Annotated in this window: 19 protein-coding genes; 7 read left to right on the plus strand and 12 right to left on the minus strand. The window is 64.0% G+C overall.

Features of this window, described 5'->3' with window-relative positions; all coding sequences use genetic code 11:
- Positions 1 to 3: 3 nt before the first annotated feature.
- Complete coding sequence (locus tag CH262_RS04780; RefSeq protein ID WP_094717106.1) at positions 4 to 573, minus strand: TetR/AcrR family transcriptional regulator; 570 nt, start codon at positions 571 to 573, stop codon at positions 4 to 6.
- A gap of 23 nt (positions 574 to 596) precedes the next feature.
- Between CH262_RS04780 and CH262_RS04785 the strand changes: the two genes are divergently transcribed.
- Together CH262_RS04785 and CH262_RS04790 are read left to right on the plus strand one after the other, a co-directional pair.
- Complete coding sequence (locus CH262_RS04785; RefSeq protein WP_094717108.1) at positions 597 to 1529, plus strand: oxygenase MpaB family protein; 933 nt, start codon at positions 597 to 599, stop codon at positions 1527 to 1529.
- A gap of 28 nt (positions 1530 to 1557) precedes the next feature.
- Positions 1558 to 2340 (plus strand): alpha/beta fold hydrolase, encoded by a 783-nt coding sequence (locus CH262_RS04790; protein ID WP_094717110.1) that lies wholly within the window; start codon positions 1558 to 1560, stop codon positions 2338 to 2340.
- A 52-nt stretch (positions 2341 to 2392) separates the two neighbouring features.
- Here CH262_RS04790 and CH262_RS04795 read toward each other — a convergent pair whose 3' ends face one another.
- Together CH262_RS04795 and CH262_RS04800 are read right to left on the minus strand one after the other, a co-directional pair.
- Entirely contained in the window at positions 2393 to 3709 is a 1317-nt protein-coding gene (locus tag CH262_RS04795; protein WP_027494537.1) for a class I SAM-dependent methyltransferase, read from the minus strand.
- Positions 3706 to 5151: an FAD-binding oxidoreductase gene (locus CH262_RS04800; RefSeq protein WP_179274913.1), complete on the minus strand. Its 1446-nt coding sequence runs from the start codon at positions 5149 to 5151 to the stop codon at positions 3706 to 3708. Before CH262_RS04800 ends, CH262_RS04795 begins: the two co-directional genes overlap by 4 nt.
- 258 nt (positions 5152 to 5409) lie before the next feature.
- On the opposite strand from CH262_RS04800, the gene CH262_RS04805 reads away from it, so the two are divergent.
- Positions 5410 to 5844 (plus strand): SRPBCC family protein, encoded by a 435-nt coding sequence (locus CH262_RS04805; protein ID WP_094717363.1) that lies wholly within the window; start codon positions 5410 to 5412, stop codon positions 5842 to 5844.
- Here the strand turns inward: CH262_RS04805 and CH262_RS04810 are convergent.
- The gene (locus CH262_RS04810) at positions 5841 to 6491 is read right to left on the minus strand and encodes a hypothetical protein (RefSeq protein ID WP_143547067.1); all 651 of its coding nucleotides are present in this window, start codon (positions 6489 to 6491) and stop codon (positions 5841 to 5843) included. The genes CH262_RS04805 and CH262_RS04810 overlap by 4 nt on opposite strands.
- Before the next feature lie 132 nt (positions 6492 to 6623).
- Between CH262_RS04810 and CH262_RS04815 the strand changes: the two genes are divergently transcribed.
- The 3 genes from CH262_RS04815 to CH262_RS04825 all read left to right on the plus strand — a co-directional run bounded on the left by CH262_RS04815 (position 6624) and on the right by CH262_RS04825 (position 8714).
- A complete protein-coding gene (locus CH262_RS04815; protein WP_027494533.1) occupies positions 6624 to 6962 on the plus strand; it encodes a YbaB/EbfC family nucleoid-associated protein in 339 nt (112 codons plus the stop codon).
- A 9-nt stretch (positions 6963 to 6971) separates the two neighbouring features.
- Entirely contained in the window at positions 6972 to 7580 is a 609-nt protein-coding gene (gene recR / locus CH262_RS04820) for a recombination mediator RecR (protein ID WP_027494532.1), read from the plus strand.
- Between the two features lie 126 nt (positions 7581 to 7706).
- Positions 7707 to 8714 (plus strand): type IV toxin-antitoxin system AbiEi family antitoxin domain-containing protein, encoded by a 1008-nt coding sequence (locus CH262_RS04825; protein ID WP_094717114.1) that lies wholly within the window; start codon positions 7707 to 7709, stop codon positions 8712 to 8714.
- A 32-nt stretch (positions 8715 to 8746) separates the two neighbouring features.
- On the opposite strand, the gene CH262_RS04830 is transcribed toward CH262_RS04825, so the two are convergent.
- From CH262_RS04830 to CH262_RS04840, 3 genes are all read right to left on the minus strand, one after another.
- Positions 8747 to 9457: a type 1 glutamine amidotransferase gene (locus tag CH262_RS04830; RefSeq protein WP_094717116.1), complete on the minus strand. Its 711-nt coding sequence runs from the start codon at positions 9455 to 9457 to the stop codon at positions 8747 to 8749.
- On the minus strand, positions 9450 to 10712 hold the full coding sequence (locus tag CH262_RS04835) for a Mur ligase family protein (protein WP_094717364.1): 1263 nt from the start codon (positions 10710 to 10712) through the stop codon (positions 9450 to 9452). The genes CH262_RS04830 and CH262_RS04835 overlap by 8 nt, the downstream gene beginning before the upstream one ends.
- A 152-nt stretch (positions 10713 to 10864) precedes the next feature.
- A complete protein-coding gene (locus CH262_RS04840) occupies positions 10865 to 11761 on the minus strand; it encodes an EamA family transporter (RefSeq protein ID WP_032364573.1) in 897 nt (298 codons plus the stop codon).
- A 72-nt stretch (positions 11762 to 11833) separates the two neighbouring features.
- On the opposite strand from CH262_RS04840, the gene CH262_RS04845 reads away from it, so the two are divergent.
- On the plus strand, positions 11834 to 12745 hold the full coding sequence (locus CH262_RS04845; RefSeq protein WP_032384094.1) for a LysR family transcriptional regulator: 912 nt from the start codon (positions 11834 to 11836) through the stop codon (positions 12743 to 12745).
- Here CH262_RS04845 and CH262_RS04850 read toward each other — a convergent pair.
- The 5 genes from CH262_RS04850 to CH262_RS04870 all read right to left on the minus strand — a co-directional run bounded on the left by CH262_RS04850 (position 12714) and on the right by CH262_RS04870 (position 17396).
- A complete protein-coding gene (locus tag CH262_RS04850) occupies positions 12714 to 13091 on the minus strand; it encodes an SHOCT domain-containing protein (RefSeq protein ID WP_027494525.1) in 378 nt (125 codons plus the stop codon). The two genes, CH262_RS04845 and CH262_RS04850, sit on opposite strands and share 32 nt — an antisense overlap.
- A 300-nt stretch (positions 13092 to 13391) precedes the next feature.
- Positions 13392 to 14420, minus strand: coding sequence for an ABC transporter ATP-binding protein (locus tag CH262_RS04855; protein WP_052056922.1), 1029 nt, complete (start codon positions 14418 to 14420; stop codon positions 13392 to 13394).
- Positions 14417 to 15520, minus strand: a complete 1104-nt coding sequence (locus tag CH262_RS04860) for an ABC transporter ATP-binding protein (protein WP_230591105.1) — start codon at positions 15518 to 15520, stop codon at positions 14417 to 14419. Before CH262_RS04860 ends, CH262_RS04855 begins: the two co-directional genes overlap by 4 nt.
- Complete coding sequence (locus CH262_RS04865) at positions 15517 to 16455, minus strand: ABC transporter permease (protein WP_080731876.1); 939 nt, start codon at positions 16453 to 16455, stop codon at positions 15517 to 15519. The genes CH262_RS04860 and CH262_RS04865 overlap by 4 nt, the downstream gene beginning before the upstream one ends.
- The gene (locus tag CH262_RS04870) at positions 16452 to 17396 is read right to left on the minus strand and encodes an ABC transporter permease (protein WP_032385985.1); all 945 of its coding nucleotides are present in this window, start codon (positions 17394 to 17396) and stop codon (positions 16452 to 16454) included. Before CH262_RS04870 ends, CH262_RS04865 begins: the two co-directional genes overlap by 4 nt.
- Positions 17397 to 17422 lie beyond the last annotated feature (26 nt).

Raw genomic sequence — 17422 nt, forward strand, 5'->3', positions numbered from 1 at the left:
CCGTCATCCTTGCACGGCGGCCTGCTCGAGGATGTGAATACAGTGCGCGACGAGAGCGTCGCGAGTGGCGTCGAGGGTGCCGTCCAGAAAACCGATGAACAGAGCCGTCAACGCGCCGACGGTTCCGACGGCGACGAGCTGCCGGTCGGCGGACTCGGGTAGCCGGGCACGAACCAGTTCGACGAACCCGGGCAGCAGGTCGAGTCCGCGTCGGCTCAGCGCAGGTTCGGCCAACGGAGCGATCAGCAGCACTCGTCCCATCCGAGGCTCGTCGACGACGATTTCGACGAACGCCCGGACGGGCGCGGCCACGGCGTCCTTCGGTGATGCTCCGGCGACGGCGTTCTCCAGGGCCTCCTGCGCTCGGGCCCCTACCCAGGCGTAGACCGCGCGAACGAACGTGTCGCGATCGGTGAAGCTCTCGTAGAAGTAGCGCTCGGTGAGTCCGGCTGCGCGGCACACGGCGCGCACGTTGACCGCAGGTCCCTCCTGCGCGCCGAGGAGTTCGATCCCCGCATCGAGCAACGCGTCGTATCGCTTGGATCTGCGCTCTTCCAACTGTTGACTACGCATGTTGTCGAGGCTACTTTGACAACATGCGTAGTCAGTTCGATCGACCCGTCCCACTCGGTCCCGACTCGCTCACCTGGAAGTACTTCGGTGACTGGCGCGGGATACTGCAGGGCGTGTGGGCGGGGTCGATGCAGAACATGCACCCGGGCCTCGGAGCGGGCGTCGAACAGCATTCGACGTTCTTCGACGAGCGATGGCAGCGGCTCTACCGCTCCCTGTATCCGATCGGGGGAGTGGTGTTCGACGGCGACCGCGCCGAGGAGACCGCCCACCAGGTTCGCAGCTACCACAACGACATCAAGGGAATCGACTCGAAAGGGCGCACGTACCACGCCCTCGATCCCGACACCTTCTACTGGGCACACGCGACGTTCTTCATGGGCACGGTTCTCACGGCGGACAACTTCATGGGCGGACTCACCGAGGATCAGAAGCAGACACTGTTCGACGAGCACGTGCAGTGGTACCGGCTCTACGGGATGAGCATGCGATCGGTGCCCGAGACCTGGAGCGAATTCCAGAGGTACTGGGATCGTATGTGCCGAAACGTGTTGGAGGACAACATGGCCGCACGCGGAGTACTGGATCTGTCCGCGCTCGGACCACCTCCGTACGCGTCCTGGCTACCGGAACGACTGTGGGCAGTACTGCGCCGCCCGGTCGCATCGTTGTTCGTCTGGATCACCGTCGGGCTCTACGACCCGCCCGTCCGCGAGCTACTGGGATACACCTGGTCGGAGCGCGATGCACGACGGTTCGCACTGTTCGGCAGGGCAGTGAACCTGGCGTTCGGGCTGGTGCCGCGTCGTCGCCGACTCCATCCGCGCGCCCGGGCCGGCTGGGATCGCGTCGCGGGCCGCAGGCCGGCATCGGCTCCTCTGGCGCACACGCCCGCCCGCAATCTGCCGCCGGTACAGCGTCGCTCGCACCCGTCGCACTACAGCCCGAAAGTGTAGGTTTCCGGTCTCTGGGTACAACGCGGGTATGTACAACGTCAGAACTGGCAGCGGGTCGCCGCTGGTCCTCGTCCACGGGCTCGGGTCCTCGCACCGCAACTGGGATCCGATCGTCCCGGCACTTGCGGAACACCGCGAGGTCATTGCCCTCGATCTGCCCGGGTTCGGACGGACGCCGCCGTTGGCCGACGTGTCCATCGCGTCGTTGACCGATGCCTTGCGCGCGTACCTCGACAGCGAGGGATTATCCGACGTCGATCTCGTCGGCAGCTCCATGGGCGCTCGGATGGTCGTCGAACTGGCCCGCCGGGGTCACCGTGGGTCGATGGTGGCCCTCGATCCGGGCGGCTTCTGGAACGACCGTCAGGTCAAGGTTTTTGGGGCGACCATCACGGCATCGCTGGCGCTGATGAAGCGGGCGCAACCGCTGGTGCCCTTCCTGGCCGGAAATCCGATCACGAGAACCGCTGCGCTGGCGCAGTTCTCGGCCGCGCCGTGGAAACTGCCGAGCGGACTGGTCGAACGGGAGCTGAAGGGCTTCTCTGCCAAGACTTCACCCTCACTCGATGCGGCGCGGAAGGCGCTGATTCACGGGCCCAAGCAGCAGGGTGCCCCGAAAGGTTCCCTGCAGGGGTCGCTACTCATCGGCTGGGGCCGTCAGGACAAAGTGACGACGCCCAGCCAGGCCGAGGTGGCGATGCAGCGTTTCCCCGACGCCACCCTGCACTGGTTCGACAAATGCGGACACTTCCCGCACTGGGACCAGCCGGCCGAAACCGCCCGAGTCGTCCTGCGGGCGACCGGTCGCTAGCTCCCATGTGAGTGGAACTTCGTAGCCTGCTACGAAGTTCCACTCACAAGGCTCAGCCGTTCCACCACGGACGCAGAGGTACGTCGGCCTGACCTTTCGGTCCCAGCTTGACCGCCAGAACCTGGTGCAGCTGAACGACATTGCGCTCGAATCCCAGACGGGACCCGGCCATGTACAGGCCCCAGACACGGGCGGTTCCCTCGCCGGCCTCGGCGACGCACGCATCCCAGTTGTCCACCAGGTTCTGGCACCACCCGGCGAGGGTCAGCGCGTAGTGCTCGCGCAGGTTCTCCTCGTGCCGGACCTCGAGGCCGACGTCCTGGATCTCGGTGATGATGCGACCCGATCCGGTGAGTTCCCCGTCGGGAAAGACGTACCGGTCGATGAAGCTGCCTGCCTTGGCGTGCGCGCGGTTGTCGGGCCGGGTGATCGAGTGGTTCAGCAGTCGACCACCGTCACGCAGCTTGGACTGGATGAACGTGAAGTACGCCGGGTAGTTGCCGACACCGATGTGCTCGGTCAGCCCGATCGACGAGATCGCGTCGAAATTCGTCTCGGGCACGTCGCGGTAATCGGAGAAGCGAACCTCGGCGAGGTCCGCAAGACCCTCGTCTTCGATGGCCTTCTGCGCCCACGAGGCCTGCTCCTGCGAGAGAGTCACACCGATGACCTGAACTCCGCGTCGCGCTGCGTAGCGCACCATCGAACCCCAGCCGCATCCGATGTCGAGCAGGCGATCACCGGGCTGCAGACCCAGTTTGTCGAACACCAACCGATACTTGTTCTCCTGCGCGGCCTCCAGAGACTGCTCGACGTTCTCGAATGCCGCACAGGTGTAGGTCATCGAGGGACCGAGGACCATCTCGTAGAACCTGTTGGACACGTCGTAGTGGTGGTGGATCGCTTCGGCATCGCGTGTCTTGGAATGCCGCAGACCTTCGGCGATGCGACGCCACCGCGGAATCGCCTCCTGGGGCGGAGGAGCGATGGGACGCAGCACGTCCCAGCCGAGCGACCGAGCGATCGAGGTCAAGGTCATGGCCGACGGGCGGCGGAAATGGAGCTCGTCGCCCATCAGCGCGAGCAGTTCGTAGGGATCACCGGGATGAACACCGGTGGCCTCCAGGTCGCCGGAGACATAGGCGCGGGCCATGCCAAGATCGCCGGGAGCTGTTGCGAGATAGGTAGTTCCGCGTGGGCTCTTGAGGTTGAGGCCGATCTTGGCATCCTCGGGGCCGGCCACGCTGCCGTCGTACGCGGTGAAACGCAGGGGAATGTTGCCGTCGGAGATCAGCTCGAGGATCTCGGAGATCTTGAGTTTCTGTGGCCCGTTCACCGTGCGATTGCCGGAGTCCTTGAACGTCGTCATTTGCGCTGCACCGCCTTCGAGTACAAATCCAGCAATCGGGATTCGGGATCGTATTTCTTCTTCAGTTCTCTGTATTTCTCGCCGCCGTAGAGAACGGCGAATTCATCCTCGGTGTAGTAAGCGTCCGAGTACAGCGATTTATGCCCCTCGAACTCGGTGACCTTCTTCTCGATGGCGCGGTTCGCGGCACCCTCGGGTCGACCGGGCACGATCGGCACCGACGACCAGAAGCCGATGTTGACGTAGGTGCGCTTGGGCTCGAGCGGGTACAGCGGCCACGGCCTGGACGGATCGGCTCCGGGGGCGGCCGGTTCGCGAAGACGCAAGGGGCACAACCACAACGGCTCGATCGGAATCTCGTCGAGAAACCAGCGTACGAAGCCGGCGGTGTGTTCGATGGGAACCTCGACGTCCTGTACGACGCGTTCGCGCGGCGGATTTCCCTTGCGCTTCTCGAGTCGATCGGCGATGTCGTACTTGCGATCGAGACCGATCAACTTCCAGTAGAAGCTGCTGCGTCGGTACTTGCGCGGCCAGAAGCGTCGGATCCGGGGGTTCTGGGTTCCGAACGCACGCGAGCACCAGAACCAGTCGGTGTCCCAGCGCCACAGGTAATCGTGGATGGTGAGCCGATCGGTCTTCGGAGTGTCCGACGAATGCTGGATCGAGCGGTAGAAGATGTCGGCACCGGTGTAGTCGCTGACGGGGCCGGGCTCGTCGGTCTGAACCCCGAGAGTGAGGTAGCTTTCGTCGGCGCTGAAGACGACGCCGTCCAGGTACTGAACTTCGATGCCGTCGTACTCACGCCGAGCGACGATGGTGTCCATCGTCGTTTGAAGCGTGTCCAGATCGTGGAATCGCAAGTGGCGCAGAGCAACGAACGGAAGTACCGGCTCGAGTTCGATCTTCAGCCGCGTCGAGTAGCCGAGAGTGCCGTACGAGTTGGGAAAGCCCCAGTACAGGTCCGCGTGTTCGCCCTCGGGTGTTGCCGTGATGATCTCACCGCTACCGGTGAGGACGTCGATCTCGAGTACCGACTCGTGCGGAAGCCCGCTGCGGAACGACGTCGACTCGATGCCGAGTCCGGTGACCGCGCCGCCGAGGGTGATCGTCTTGAGCTGCGGAACGACGAGAGGGGCGAGGCCGTAGGGCAGCGTCGCGTCGACCAGATCCTCGTACGTGCACATCCCCGCCACGTCGGCGGTGCGAGCCGCGGCATCGACGGTGACGACCTTGCTCAATCCCGAGACGTCGAGTCCCGGCGTCTTCGAGGTCGTCCTGGCCCGAAACAGGTTGGACGTCTTCTTAGCCAGACGCACCGTCGCGTCGGTCGGTATTGCGCGATAGCTGCGAAGCAACTTCTCGACACCCGACCGATGCGCTGCGTAACCGCTCTCCCTCGGTTCTGGCCGTCGTCCGAGAAGAGCATTCACTGAAGCCACGAGTAGACGCTATATCTCGTACTGCTCGGTATCCACCGAAGCTGCCGACGGTCCGGTGAAACTTCACGCAACTGTTGTCGAATCGGACGGCTCAAACAGAACTATTCGGACAAATGGTTGCATCATGCATGTGTTTTTCGATGACAACTGAACGTATGTGAACCACCTCACACACCCTCGGCGGCAGTGCCGACATCGGGAGCGACGCGAGGCAGGATGGAGATTGCAACCCCAATCGACTCGAAGGAGAACGTTCTCGTGGCTCAGGTCAGCGCATCCAGTTCCGCCACCATCGCCACCACACCCGATCAGGTGCTCGCCGCGCTCGCCGACTACGAAACCGTGCGGCCCCGCATCCTTCCTGAGCAGTATCGCGACTACCGGGTGGTGCAGGGCGGACAAGGCGACGGCACCGTGGCCGAATGGACCCTGCAGGCCACCGAGAAGCGAGTGCGCAACGTGAGCGCCTCCGTCACGGTCTCCGGCTCGACCATCACCGAACGCGACGCCAACTCCTCCATGGTCACCACCTGGACCGTCGCCCCCGAAGGCAACGGCACCGTCGTCACCACGACGACCGAGTGGACGGGTGCCGGAGGAATCGGCGGGTTCTTCGAGAAGACGTTCGCGCCCCTCGGATTGAAGAAGATCCAGGCCGCGACCCTCGACAACCTGCGCCGCGAGTTGATCTAGACCCGCTCGAAATCCGGCTCTTCGATCAACGCCAACGTGCCGACCACCACGGTGCGCATCGACCACAGAAACATCCCGTCGGGTCCACGGTCGATCGTGTCGTAGGCCCCCGGCAGGGTGTCGAGGTCGGTGCGCGCCGCGATCGCGTCGTCGTACTGACGGTCGCGGCGATCGGCGTTGTACACCATCTGCGCCAACGCCAGTGCATGTTCGCTGACGGTGATGACAGCCCACGTCGCCTGCTTGGAAGTCAGTTCGTAGCGCACTCGATATCGGGTCTGCACGGTGTCGGCCATCCGAAGGGCGTCGATGGAACTGGGAGTCAGTCCGATCAAATACGCGGCGATGCCCGGGTTCTCGAGTACGAGCACCCGCAGTGCGGACGAGAGTCCCAGTAACGCGTCGTGCATCGACTCGTCGTCTCCGGGGAGCGGCGGTGACCATCGTCGCAGGATCTCCTCGGCGACCAGGGCCTTGAGCGCGGTCGGGCCGTCGATGTTGTTGTAGATCGCGACGATCGACACGCCCAGCGCGTCGGCGACCGACTTCACCGTCACCTTGGGCAGCGTCAGGGCGATGCCTGCCTCTGCCATGGTTTCGGGAGTCACTCGGCGCTTGCGAGGGGTCGAGCTCGCCGGCGCGTTCATGCCCTCAGGCTACGTGGGCTCAGAACTGACGGAACCTCAGCCGAGTGTCGAACCCGATCGTGCGGCCGAACGTCGTCCGACACCGTGCGACTACGCTGGAGGTCGCTTAGACCCACGCGAGAGGACGGCACAGTGCAACCCGGTGAACAGCCCGACATGGCCTCGATTCTGCAGCAGGCTCAGCAGATGCAGCAGCAACTGATGGCGGCACAGGCGGAGATCGCCGAAACCGAGGTCACCGGCCAGGCCGGCGGCGGACTCGTCGTGGCGACCGTCAAGGGAACGGGCGAAGTGGTCGGACTGACCATCGACCCCAAGATCGTCGATCCCGACGACGTCGAGACACTGCAGGACCTGGTGATCGGTGCCATCGCCGACGCGTCGAAGGCAGCGCAGAACGTAGCGAGCGAGAAGCTCGGCCCCCTCGCAGGCGGTCTCGGCGGCGGCTCCCTCGGACTACCCGGCTTCTAGGCGAGACGAGTGTACGAAGGTCCCGTACAGGATCTGATCGACGAGCTGGGAAAGTTCCCCGGAGTCGGTCCGAAGAGCGCTCAGCGCATAGCGTTTCACCTCCTGGCCGTCGAGCCACCCGAGGTCGATCGCCTCATGCGCGCGCTACAGCGCATCCGCGACGGCGTGCAGTTCTGCATCGTCTGCGGGACCGTATCGGACAAGGAACTGTGCCGAATCTGCGCCGACTCCCGACGCGACAGGTCCATGATCTGCGTCGTCGAAGAGCCCAAAGACGTTCAGGCCGTGGAACGTACGCGCGAATTCAAAGGCCGATACCACGTACTCGGCGGAGCGCTCGACCCACTCAACGGAGTAGGCCCCGACCAGCTGCGCATCCGAGAGTTGTTGACCCGCGTCGGAACTCAGGACGACGGCGTCGACGTCACCGAGGTCATCATTGCCACCGACCCCAACACCGAGGGCGAAGCAACGGCGACGTATCTCGTCCGGATGATGCGCGATTTCCCCGGTCTCGCCATCACCCGTCTCGCCTCCGGCCTACCGATGGGCGGAGACCTCGAATTCGCCGACGAACTGACACTCGGCCGAGCTCTCACCGGTAGGCGTCGTATGTGAGAGCGGCTTCGCCGCACGTGCGTGGAAGTTCGTAGCAGGGGTCGAGTTTCCACTCACGACCCGGTCTATCCACAGCCTGTGGATAGATTCTGACGCGGTCACCGTAAACCGGCCATCCTGAGGTACATGAGGACGAGACCGGCGGGTGCCTGGCAGCGACTACTGGACGATCAGCACGGAATCATCACCACGAAGCAAATGCACGAGAACGGGGTCAACAAGGACTCCATCGACCACTGTGTGGAAACTGGGCAGTGGCTCAGGGTGTTTCGCGGAGTCATATCGGTGACCAACGGGCCGCTGACTCGTGAGATGCAGCTGTCGGCGGCATTGTTGTTCGCGGGCCGGGGAGCGTTGCTCAGCCACACCACCGCCGCTGAGGAGTGGGGGTGGCGTCGGGTCGGTTCTGGGCCGGTTCATCTCACCGTTCCCTACGGGTGCTCGGCAATCAGCAGGCCGCCGACAATGCGACACGCCAAGCAGAACTTCACGTCGAAGAGCAATGAACAAATTCATCCCGGCGTGATCGTGCACCGTTCCCGAGCCATGAGCCACATCGGCGTCGAGACGAATCCGGCGCGAACGAGCGCTGCCGACACGGTGCTGGATCTGACAGTCGCAGAACCGTCGTCGAGGCAGGCGGTGATCACGCTGGTTTCAGCGATGTCATCGGGCGGCGTGAACGTCGCGGCAATGACGCGCAAGATCGAGGTCCGACGGCCGATGCGCTACCTGAAGGCGATTCTGCACACGTTGGCTCTCATGCGCGACGGGGTCCATTCTGCGCTGGAGCACCGCTACGTGCTCGATGTCGAACAGGCGCACGGACTTCCGGCCGGGAAGCGACAGGCACCGGTCTTCGTCGACGGCCGTCAGCTCTTCGAGGACATTCGTTACGAAATATGCGACCTCATCGTCAGGCTGGACGGCCAGGCTTTCCACTCCGCCAAGCAGCGGCGTTTTCGCGATCGACGACGCGACAATGCCGCGGAACTACGGAACCTGCCGCGGCTGATGTACGGCTGGCACGAAGTGACCGAAGACCCGTGCGGTGTGTACCGCGAAGTCCGCGAGGTGCTGGTCAGGGAGGGATGGAACGACTCGTCGTACCCCTGTGAACGGTGCACGTCGTGAGTGGAAAATCGTAGTGGGCTACGAAGTTTCACTCACGTGCGGCGGAGCCGCTCCCTGCGGAGTTGCGTGACCTCGGGGAGGTCGAGGGGAGCGAGAGTAGTGCCCAGCGCCCGTTCGAGTAGGTAGTCCGCCAACTCCGGGTTTCGGGCGAGTACCGGCCCGTGCATGTAGGTGCCCAGCACCGAACCCTGCACGACGCCTTCACGTCCGTCGCCGACACCGTTACCCACCCCGTGCGTGACCTTGGCGAGTGGTGCCGCATCAGGCCCGAGTGTCGTTCCGCCGCGGTGATTCTCGAATCCGCTGAGCTTCTGCGTGAGACCGTCGAGCGTGGGTTCGGTGACGACTTCACCGATGGATCGGGTGGCCTGGGGCGCGGTGGTCACGTCGAAGAGGGAGATGCCGTCGACGCGTTCGCCTGCGGAGGTCTCGTACCAGTGCCCGAGCACCTGGATCGCGGCGCAGATAGCGAGTACCGGCACACCGCGAGCAGCTGCGTTCTGCAGGCCCGGGTATCGGGTGAGGTGACGCGTCGCGAGGCGCTGAGCCGAATCCTCTGCTCCACCAAGGGTGTACACGTCCAACGAATCCGGGACCGGATCGTTGAGCGTGATGTGCACGACCTCGGCGTCGATGTCTCGCATCCGCAGTCGCTGGCGGAGAACGAGGGCGTTGCCGTTGTCGCCGTAGGTGCCCATGACGTCGGGCAGAACGAGGCCGATGCGAACGGTGGACTCAGACATCCTTGGTCTCCCGTGCCAGTGCGCGACCGAGATCGCGGAACGCGGTGTAGTTGGCCAGCACTTCGACGCGTCCCGGCGGGCAGGATGCGATGGCCTGCAACGGATCTGCGATGGTGGTGTGCTGCGAACCTGCGTAGAGCAGGCGGACGCCCAGGTCGGTCGCGCGTTCGCCGGCCGCGACGACAGCAACGTCCTCGAAGTGCTCGAAACGCACGTCCCACAGCCACGACAGGTCTTCACCGTCGGGAACTTGCCCGTTGACGGCGATGACGAGACCGTCGCACGTGGGGTCGATCATCGACAGCGCTTCCTGCCAACCGGCGGGATTCTTGGCCAGAAGCATTCGGACGGAATGCGATCCGTACTGGACGGTGGAGTAGCGTCCGGCCACCTCGTCGACTCCCGATGCGGCAGCGACGGCGTCGGCTGGTGCTGCGCCGAGAGTGACGGCTGCGGCCACGGCCTGAGCTGCGTTGCCGCGGTTGGCCTTTCCCGGCAGCGCCAATGTCATCGGTAGAACGAGCCCATCGGGGCCGTAGAGATTCTCGTCGTCGAGCCACCAATCCGGCGTCGGACGCTTGAAATCGCTTCCGGTGCTGTACCAGTGCTCGCCGTCCCAGACGATGGGTTCGCCGGTATGCGGGCAGCTGACGGAGTCGCCGGCCCAGCCGCCGCCCGCGGCGACCCACACGACTTTCGGCGCATCGAATGCCGCCGAGGTGACGAGGACGTCGTCGCAGTTCGCAATGACGACGGTGTCGGGATGACGGGCCAACCCGGCGCGCAGGGCTCGCTCGATCATATTGATCTCGCCGACACGGTCGAGCTGGTCGCGGCTGAGATTCAGCAGCACGATCGCCGCTGGATCGACCGCGTCGGAAACGTGGGGGACGTGGAGTTCGTCGACCTCCAGGGCCGCCAGCTCCGCGTCGAAATGAGCGTGCAATGCCGCGACGATGCCGGCATCCATGTTCGCTCCGTCGGCCTGGGTGGCGACGTCGCCGAGAGTGGCCAGTGCTGCGGCCGTCATCCGCGTCGTAGTCGATTTGCCGTTGGTGCCGGTGACGATGACGGTGCGTCGCCCACGGCCCAGGCCGCCCAGAATGGTCGGATCGATCTTGAGCGCGACCAGACCACCGATCATCGAGCCCTTGCCTCGGCCCGCCTTGCGGGACGCCCACGTCGCCAGCTCCGCCGCGCGTAATGCCACGCGGCCACGGGCGCCAATACGTCTGCGCTCACCCAGTTCAGCCATCCGCCGAGTCTGGCACAGAAGAGCGTGCAGTTTCACGTCGACGCTTGCTACCCCTGAGTCATTCCGCAGGCTCCACTCCCGCTACCCCTGGGGCATTCCGCAGGCTCCACTCCCGCTACCCCTGGGTCATTCCGCAGGCTCCACTCCCGTCCTCATACCGGTACTTTCTCCAGAACTGGGGCAGGCTTCCTGGCAGCCATTCCGCCCAGGCAGCCGCCGATGACGATCGCTCCGCCGAGCAGGGCCAACAGCGACGGGGTTTCGTCGAGAAACGCCCAGGCACCCGCGATACCGACGACGGGAACCAGCAGCGAGAACGGTGCGACGAGACCGGCCGGGTTGCGGCTCATCAGGATGCTCCACAGGCCGCTGCCCACGATCGTGGCGGGAATCACGATGTACGCCAACGCGACCAGACCGGGCCAGCCCTGCGATCCGAACGAGTCGGCCAGCGCGTGCCAGCCCGTGCTCGGGCCCTCGACGACCGCCGACAGCGCCAACATCGGCACCGGCGGTACGACGGTCATCCACAGCATCAGTGTCATCGGGGAGTCGGATTTGGCCAGTCGGTTTCCGAGATTGCCGAAGGCCCAGCCCAGACCGGCGAGCAGGGTGAGGACGACAGGAAGCAGGGTGGCGTTCTGGGCGCGATCCCACCCGATGAGAACCATGCCGAGGACGGCCACGCCGATGCCGATCGCCTGCCTGCGGCTCACGTGTTCGCGTAGCAGCAGCGCGCCGAGAACGACGGTGAACGGGGCCGACGACTGCAGCACGAGCGACGCCAATCCCGTGGGCATGCCTGCCGCCATCGCCGCGAACAGGAAGGCGAACTGCAGGAAACCGAAGCCGAAGCCGTAGAGCAACAACCATTTCAGGGGCACCTTCGGTCGCGGAACGAACATCACGACCGGGATGGCAATGACCAGGAAACGCAGTGCCGCGAAGAAGAAGGGCGGAAAATGGTCGAGACCAACGCGGATGGCGAGGAAGTTCAGTCCCCACAGAACGGCGACAGTCAGTCCGAGGAGGCGGTCGCGTGTGGTCATGCCATTTATCGTGACGGGTGCAAACAATCAGCACAATCGAATATATCCGCACCAACAGTTAAGATTTTCTGTATGAACGTGGAGCGGCTCCGGATCCTCGCCGAGCTTGCCGACCGCGGAACCGTTGCATCGGTCGCCGAGGCGATGTCGATGACTCCGTCGGCGGTGTCTCAACAGCTCAAGTTGCTGGCGCGCGAGGCCGGCGTGACATTGCTCGAACCGGACGGGCGTCGGCTGCGCCTCACCGACGCCGGGCGGGCACTGGTACTCAGAACCGACGAGGTTCTCGCTGCCCTCGCCCGCGCCACAGCAGAAATGGATCGCTATCGAGCGTCTCCGCGGGGACGCGTCCGAGTTGCCCTGTTCCCGTCGGGTGCGGCACTGCTGCTTCCCGGGGTCCTGACGCGGTTGGCGGACTCGGACGTCGACATCGATGCGCGCGACGAGGACCTGCCCGCCTCCTCTGTGCCCGAGCTACTCGCCGATTACGACGTGGTGCTCACCCACCGGGACGACCGAGCTCCGTCGACGGCGGGTCCACGGATCGAGGTGACGACCCTGATGCGCGAGCCCATCGATCTGGTGTTGCCTCTCGATCACGCACTGGCGCAGCAAGGCTCGATCGATCTGCGAGACTTGATCGACGAGCGGTGGATCAGCGTTCGCGGCGGTTTTCCGGTCGACGACGTGTTGCTTTCCGTGGCCTCGGTGACCGGAGTTCAGCCGCGAGTTGTCCAACGCATCAACGACTTTCGAGTGACCGAAACACTCGTCGCGGCCGGGCACGGAGTGGCGTTGATGCCGCGCTACGCCGTTGTGCATCCGGGCCTGGTACGTCGAGAGCTCGCCGGCGTTCGAGCCGGGCGAATCTACGAACTCGCGACGAGGACGGATGCGCGGCGACTACCCGCGATCGCCGCTGTGCTCGATGCGTTCGGAGCGGAAGCGACGTTCAGGACAGCGCTTTGGCCTTCAGCGTCGTGAACTCGTCCTGATCGATGGTTCCGTTGTCCAGCAACGCCTTTGCGTGTGCGATCTCTTCGGACGCAGATCGACCGGCGACGTGCTTGATGTACTCCTCCTGCTGGTCCTGTGCGTGCTGCAGGGCGGCAACCTGACGCTTGGCCATGTTGCTGCCGTTCACGATGAGGTAGACCAGCGCGGTGAGGAACGGCGCAACGATGAGGAAGAGCACCCACAGGGCTTTGACGAACCCGGATGTCTTGTGGTCCCGAAAAAGATCTCCGATGATCGAGAACATCACCATGAGGTAGGCCACGAAGGCGAACCCGACGATGAGAAGCCAAAGAAAATCCCAGAAAGAATCCATGGCGAACTTCCATTCTCTAAGGTGCCCCGACGGCTGATTCAGTGTGGCATTTGCGGCACCCCGTGCACACGGGTCTTTGGTCCCTTTCGTCGACCGGAAATCCCAGTGAGCCCCACGTCGACCGCGCCCGCTTTCGTTTCGTGAGGGCTCGACAACGCAACACGCCGCCCACCCCGGAAGGTGAGCGGCGTGTCGTCGAGCAGCGAAGTTACTTCAGTGCGCGGTTCAGGGCAGACACCACAGCACGCAGCGACGCGGTGGTGATCGAGGTCGCGATGCCACGGTCGACAAGCGGGCAAATCAGTAGTTCTCCGGGCCGGCTCCAACTGGTTGAGGTTCCATTGAATCGACCAGGTGGCATGCGGACATCGAACCGTCTCCATGCTGCTCGAGCATCGGCTCCACCTGTCGGCACAGGTCCATCGCGTACGGACATCTCGAGACGAAGGCGCACCCGGCAGGTGGATGGGCCGGATCGGGGGAGTCGCCCTCGAGGATCGTTCTGGGGCGTGCCCGTTGGATCGACGGGTCGGGAACCGGGATGGCCGACAACAATGCTTTGGTGTACGGGTGTGAAGGACGGTCGTACACCTGTGCTGCGGAGCCTATTTCGACAATCCGTCCCAGGTACATCACGGCGATTCGGTCGCTGATATGTCGAACCACACTGAGATTGTGAGAGATGAAGATACACGTGAGATCGAATTCGTCGGTCAGGTGCACCAGCAGATTGATCACCTCGGACTGCGTCGACACATCGAGCGCCGAGACCGCCTCGTCCGCGATAATCATCTTGGGGTCCAACGCCAGCGCTCGGGCTATCGCCACCCTCTGACGTTGTCCGCCGGACATCTCGGCGGGGTAGCGCGCGGCGAAATCGCTGCGTAGGCCGACCTTGGACAACAGCTCGGCGACTTTCGCCTCGCACGAGGATCGATCGGCGTGGTCGTAGATCCGCAGGGGCTCGGAAATCGAGGTTCCCACCGTCTTGCTGGGGTCGAGTGAGGCGAACGGATCCTGAAAGATCATCTGGAGATCTCGACGCTTCCTGCGCATGGCCCTACGGCCGAGAGTCAGGAGGTCGTCGCCGCCGTAGACGATCTTGCCGCTTTCGGGCGTCTCGAGCCTCAGAATGGATCTACCGAGAGTGGACTTTCCCGATCCCGACTCGCCGACGATCCCCAGAGTTTCGCCCTGCCGCACAGTAAGACTGATGTCTCGAACCGCTCGGACGGTCTCGCGTGGTCGGCCGAGCAGGTCGCGTGAGCGCACGAAGGACTTGGACAGGCCGACGACGTCCAACAGGACCGGCTTTTCGGTGGTGGTCACAGTTGACCTTTCCTCTCGGAGTCGACCATCGTCGTTCTGTCCGCCGACATGTCGGACTGCGGAGTGGGAATTTCGGGCACCAGCGTCGTCACGGTGCCGTCGACGATGCGGATGCACCGGGTACTTCGTTCGTCGTCCATCGCAACGAGCGGCGGGTGATCCGAATCGCAGAGTCCCGGAATCGAATAGGTGCATCGTGGGCTGAACCGGCAGCCGGATGGCATGTTGTCCGGCCGAGGCACCATTCCGGGTATCGCAACGAGGTCGTTTCCCGGTTCGATGCGTTGAGGCAACGACTCGAGCAGGGCTGCGGTGTACGGATGCAGGGGCCGCGTGAACAGCGCATCCGCGTGGGCGATTTCGACGGGTTCGCCGGCATACATCACCGTCACCTCGTCGCAGAAGTCGGCCACGACGCCGAGGTCGTGGGTGACGAGCAGGACGGCGGTGCCCATATCCTCCTGCAGCCTGCGCAGCAGTTGAAGAATGCTCGCTTGGACCGTGACGTCGAGGGCAGTGGTCGGTTCGTCGGCGATGAGAAGTTTCGGATCGCAGGCGATCGACATCGCGATCATCGCCCGCTGACGCATTCCCCCGCTGAAGCTGTGTGGGTAGTCCTTGGCCCGTCTGGCTGCAGCGGGTATCCCGACGAGGTCGAGCACCTCGACGGCGCGGTCCCACGCTTGCTTTCTGGACTTGCCGAAGTGGGTACGTACCGTTTCCGCGATCTGCTCGCCGACGGTGAACACCGGATTCAGACTCGTCATCGGCTCTTGGAAGATCATCGCGATCTCACGGCCGCGGATCGCGCGCATCTGTCGCTCGGACTTCGTCAGAAGATCTGCACCGCAGAAGTCGATGTGCCCGTGTGTTGTTCGACTGTTGTCCGGCAGTAAGCGGAGGATCGACAGGGCGGTCACGGTTTTGCCCGAGCCGGATTCGCCGACCAGCGCCCGCGTTCCACCGCGCCCGAGATCGAGCCTTCCGCCGAGAACAACGGGTGTCCAGCCGCTCTCGGTGCGAAACTCCACCTGTAGATCCCGGATCGAGAGCAGGCTGTCCGTTTCGAGCCGTTCGTCCCTCATATCGAGTGCGGTCATGCCTTTCTCCGTTCCTGTCCGACGGCGTCGCGAATGCCGTCGCCGAGCATGTTGAGGGACAGAATCGTCAGCATGATGGCAAGCCCGGGCGGCACCACCATCCAGGGACTCTGGAATCTGTTGTCGAATGCGCCGCGCAGCATCGAGCCCCAGCTCGCGGTCGGTGGTTGCACGCCGAGACCGAGAAAGCTCAGGCCCGCCTCGGCAAGCAGCGCCAGCGACAGCATCAGGGTCAGCTGCACCAGGAGGGGAGACCTCACATTGGGTAACACGTGGACCAGAACGGTTCGCCCGGTGGAACATCCGACCACCTTGCTGGCCTCGATGTAGGTCTCTTCTCGAACGTTCATGGCAGCGCCGCGGACCACGCGAAACAGTCGAGGCGCGGTGGCCGCTCCCACCGCCAGCATCGCGTTGGTCAATCCGGGGCCGAAGATCGCGATGATCGCGAGCGCGAGAACCAGTGCGGGCAATGCGATGAGGGCGTCGGCCACTCGTCCTGCGATCCAGTCGAATTTGCCCCCGAGGTACCCGGCCAGCAAGCCGAGCGGCAAGCCGGTGACAGCGGCGAATCCGACTGCGATCAGCGGTGCGACCAGTGATATCTGCGTCGCGTAGATGAGTCGACTGAGGGTGTCTCGTCCGAGCTGATCGGTCCCGAGCAGGTGGTTGTCCGAGAACAAGGGAAGAAACGCCGAGGCCAACTTCTGGTAAGCGGGATCGTAGGGGGCGATCCACGGTGCAGCTACGGCCACCACCGCCAGCAGTCCGAGAAAGATCAGGCAGGCCACGTTGGTGCGGGACTTGAGGATTCGACGGACGAAGACCCGTCCGGGAGACGGCGGCGCAGGATTGGAATGCACTGCGCCGATCGGTGCGCCCACAGTTCTGCGGACACCCGGTGCAACGCGCGGTACCGAACGACTGATGGTCATGCCTGCCTGACTTTCGGGTTGAAGTACGCGTAGGAGATGTCCACGGCCAGATTGATCAGCAATACGAACAACGTGATGACTACGACGAACGCTTGGATGACGGGGAAGTCTCGTTCGAGAATCGCCTTGAGCGCTACCGAACCCAATCCAGGCATTCCGAAGACCTGCTCGATGATCACCGCACCGCCGACAAGTGCTGCAGCTTGCAGCCCGAAGACGGTGACGACCGGTATGGCGGCGTTCTTGGCCGTGTGCTTGACGACCACCTTCCACCGGGGTAGTCCCTTGGCTGTTGCCGTTCGGATGTAGTCCCGCTCGAGGACGTCGATGACGCCGGCACGAGCCTGGCGGGCGATCTCCGCGGCGGTGACGGTACCCAGTGCGAAGGCGGGCAGCGCGAGATGGGCGAACCAGGCGAAGAATCCGTCGCTGAGCGGGGAGTACCCGGTGGCGGGGAAGAGTCGGAGTTGCAGCGAGAAGAAGGTCACGAACAACAGGCCGAGCCAGAAGCTCGGCATCGAGATGCCCAGTGTCGTCAGGCCGGTCAGTGTCCGGTCGATCCAGGTGCCTCTGCGTAGTCCGGCAAAGACGCCCGCGAGGACGCCGACGACGAGTGACCAGGACAGTGCAACGAAGGCCAGGGACAACGTGACCGGAAGTGCCTCCAGAATGGCATCGATGTTGCGGTGGCTGCTCAGCAACGAGGTGCCCAGGTCGCCGGTCAGCAGGTTACCGATCCAGCCGAAGTACTGCACGACGATGTTCTCGTCGAGGCCGAGTTGGCTCCTGGTGGCTGCGATCTGTTCGGCGGTGGCTGCATCCCCGGCCGCGACCACCGCCGCATCACCGGGGATCAGATGAATCATCGAAAAGCTCAGTATCGTGACGATGAACAGGACTGGAATGGCTGCAAGAATTCGTTTGACCATGAAGATCAACACAATTCGATCACCTCTTCTTCGTACGC

Source organism: Rhodococcus sp. 05-2255-1e, from assembly GCF_002259025.1.
GTDB classification, from domain to species: domain Bacteria; phylum Actinomycetota; class Actinomycetes; order Mycobacteriales; family Mycobacteriaceae; genus Rhodococcoides; species Rhodococcoides fascians.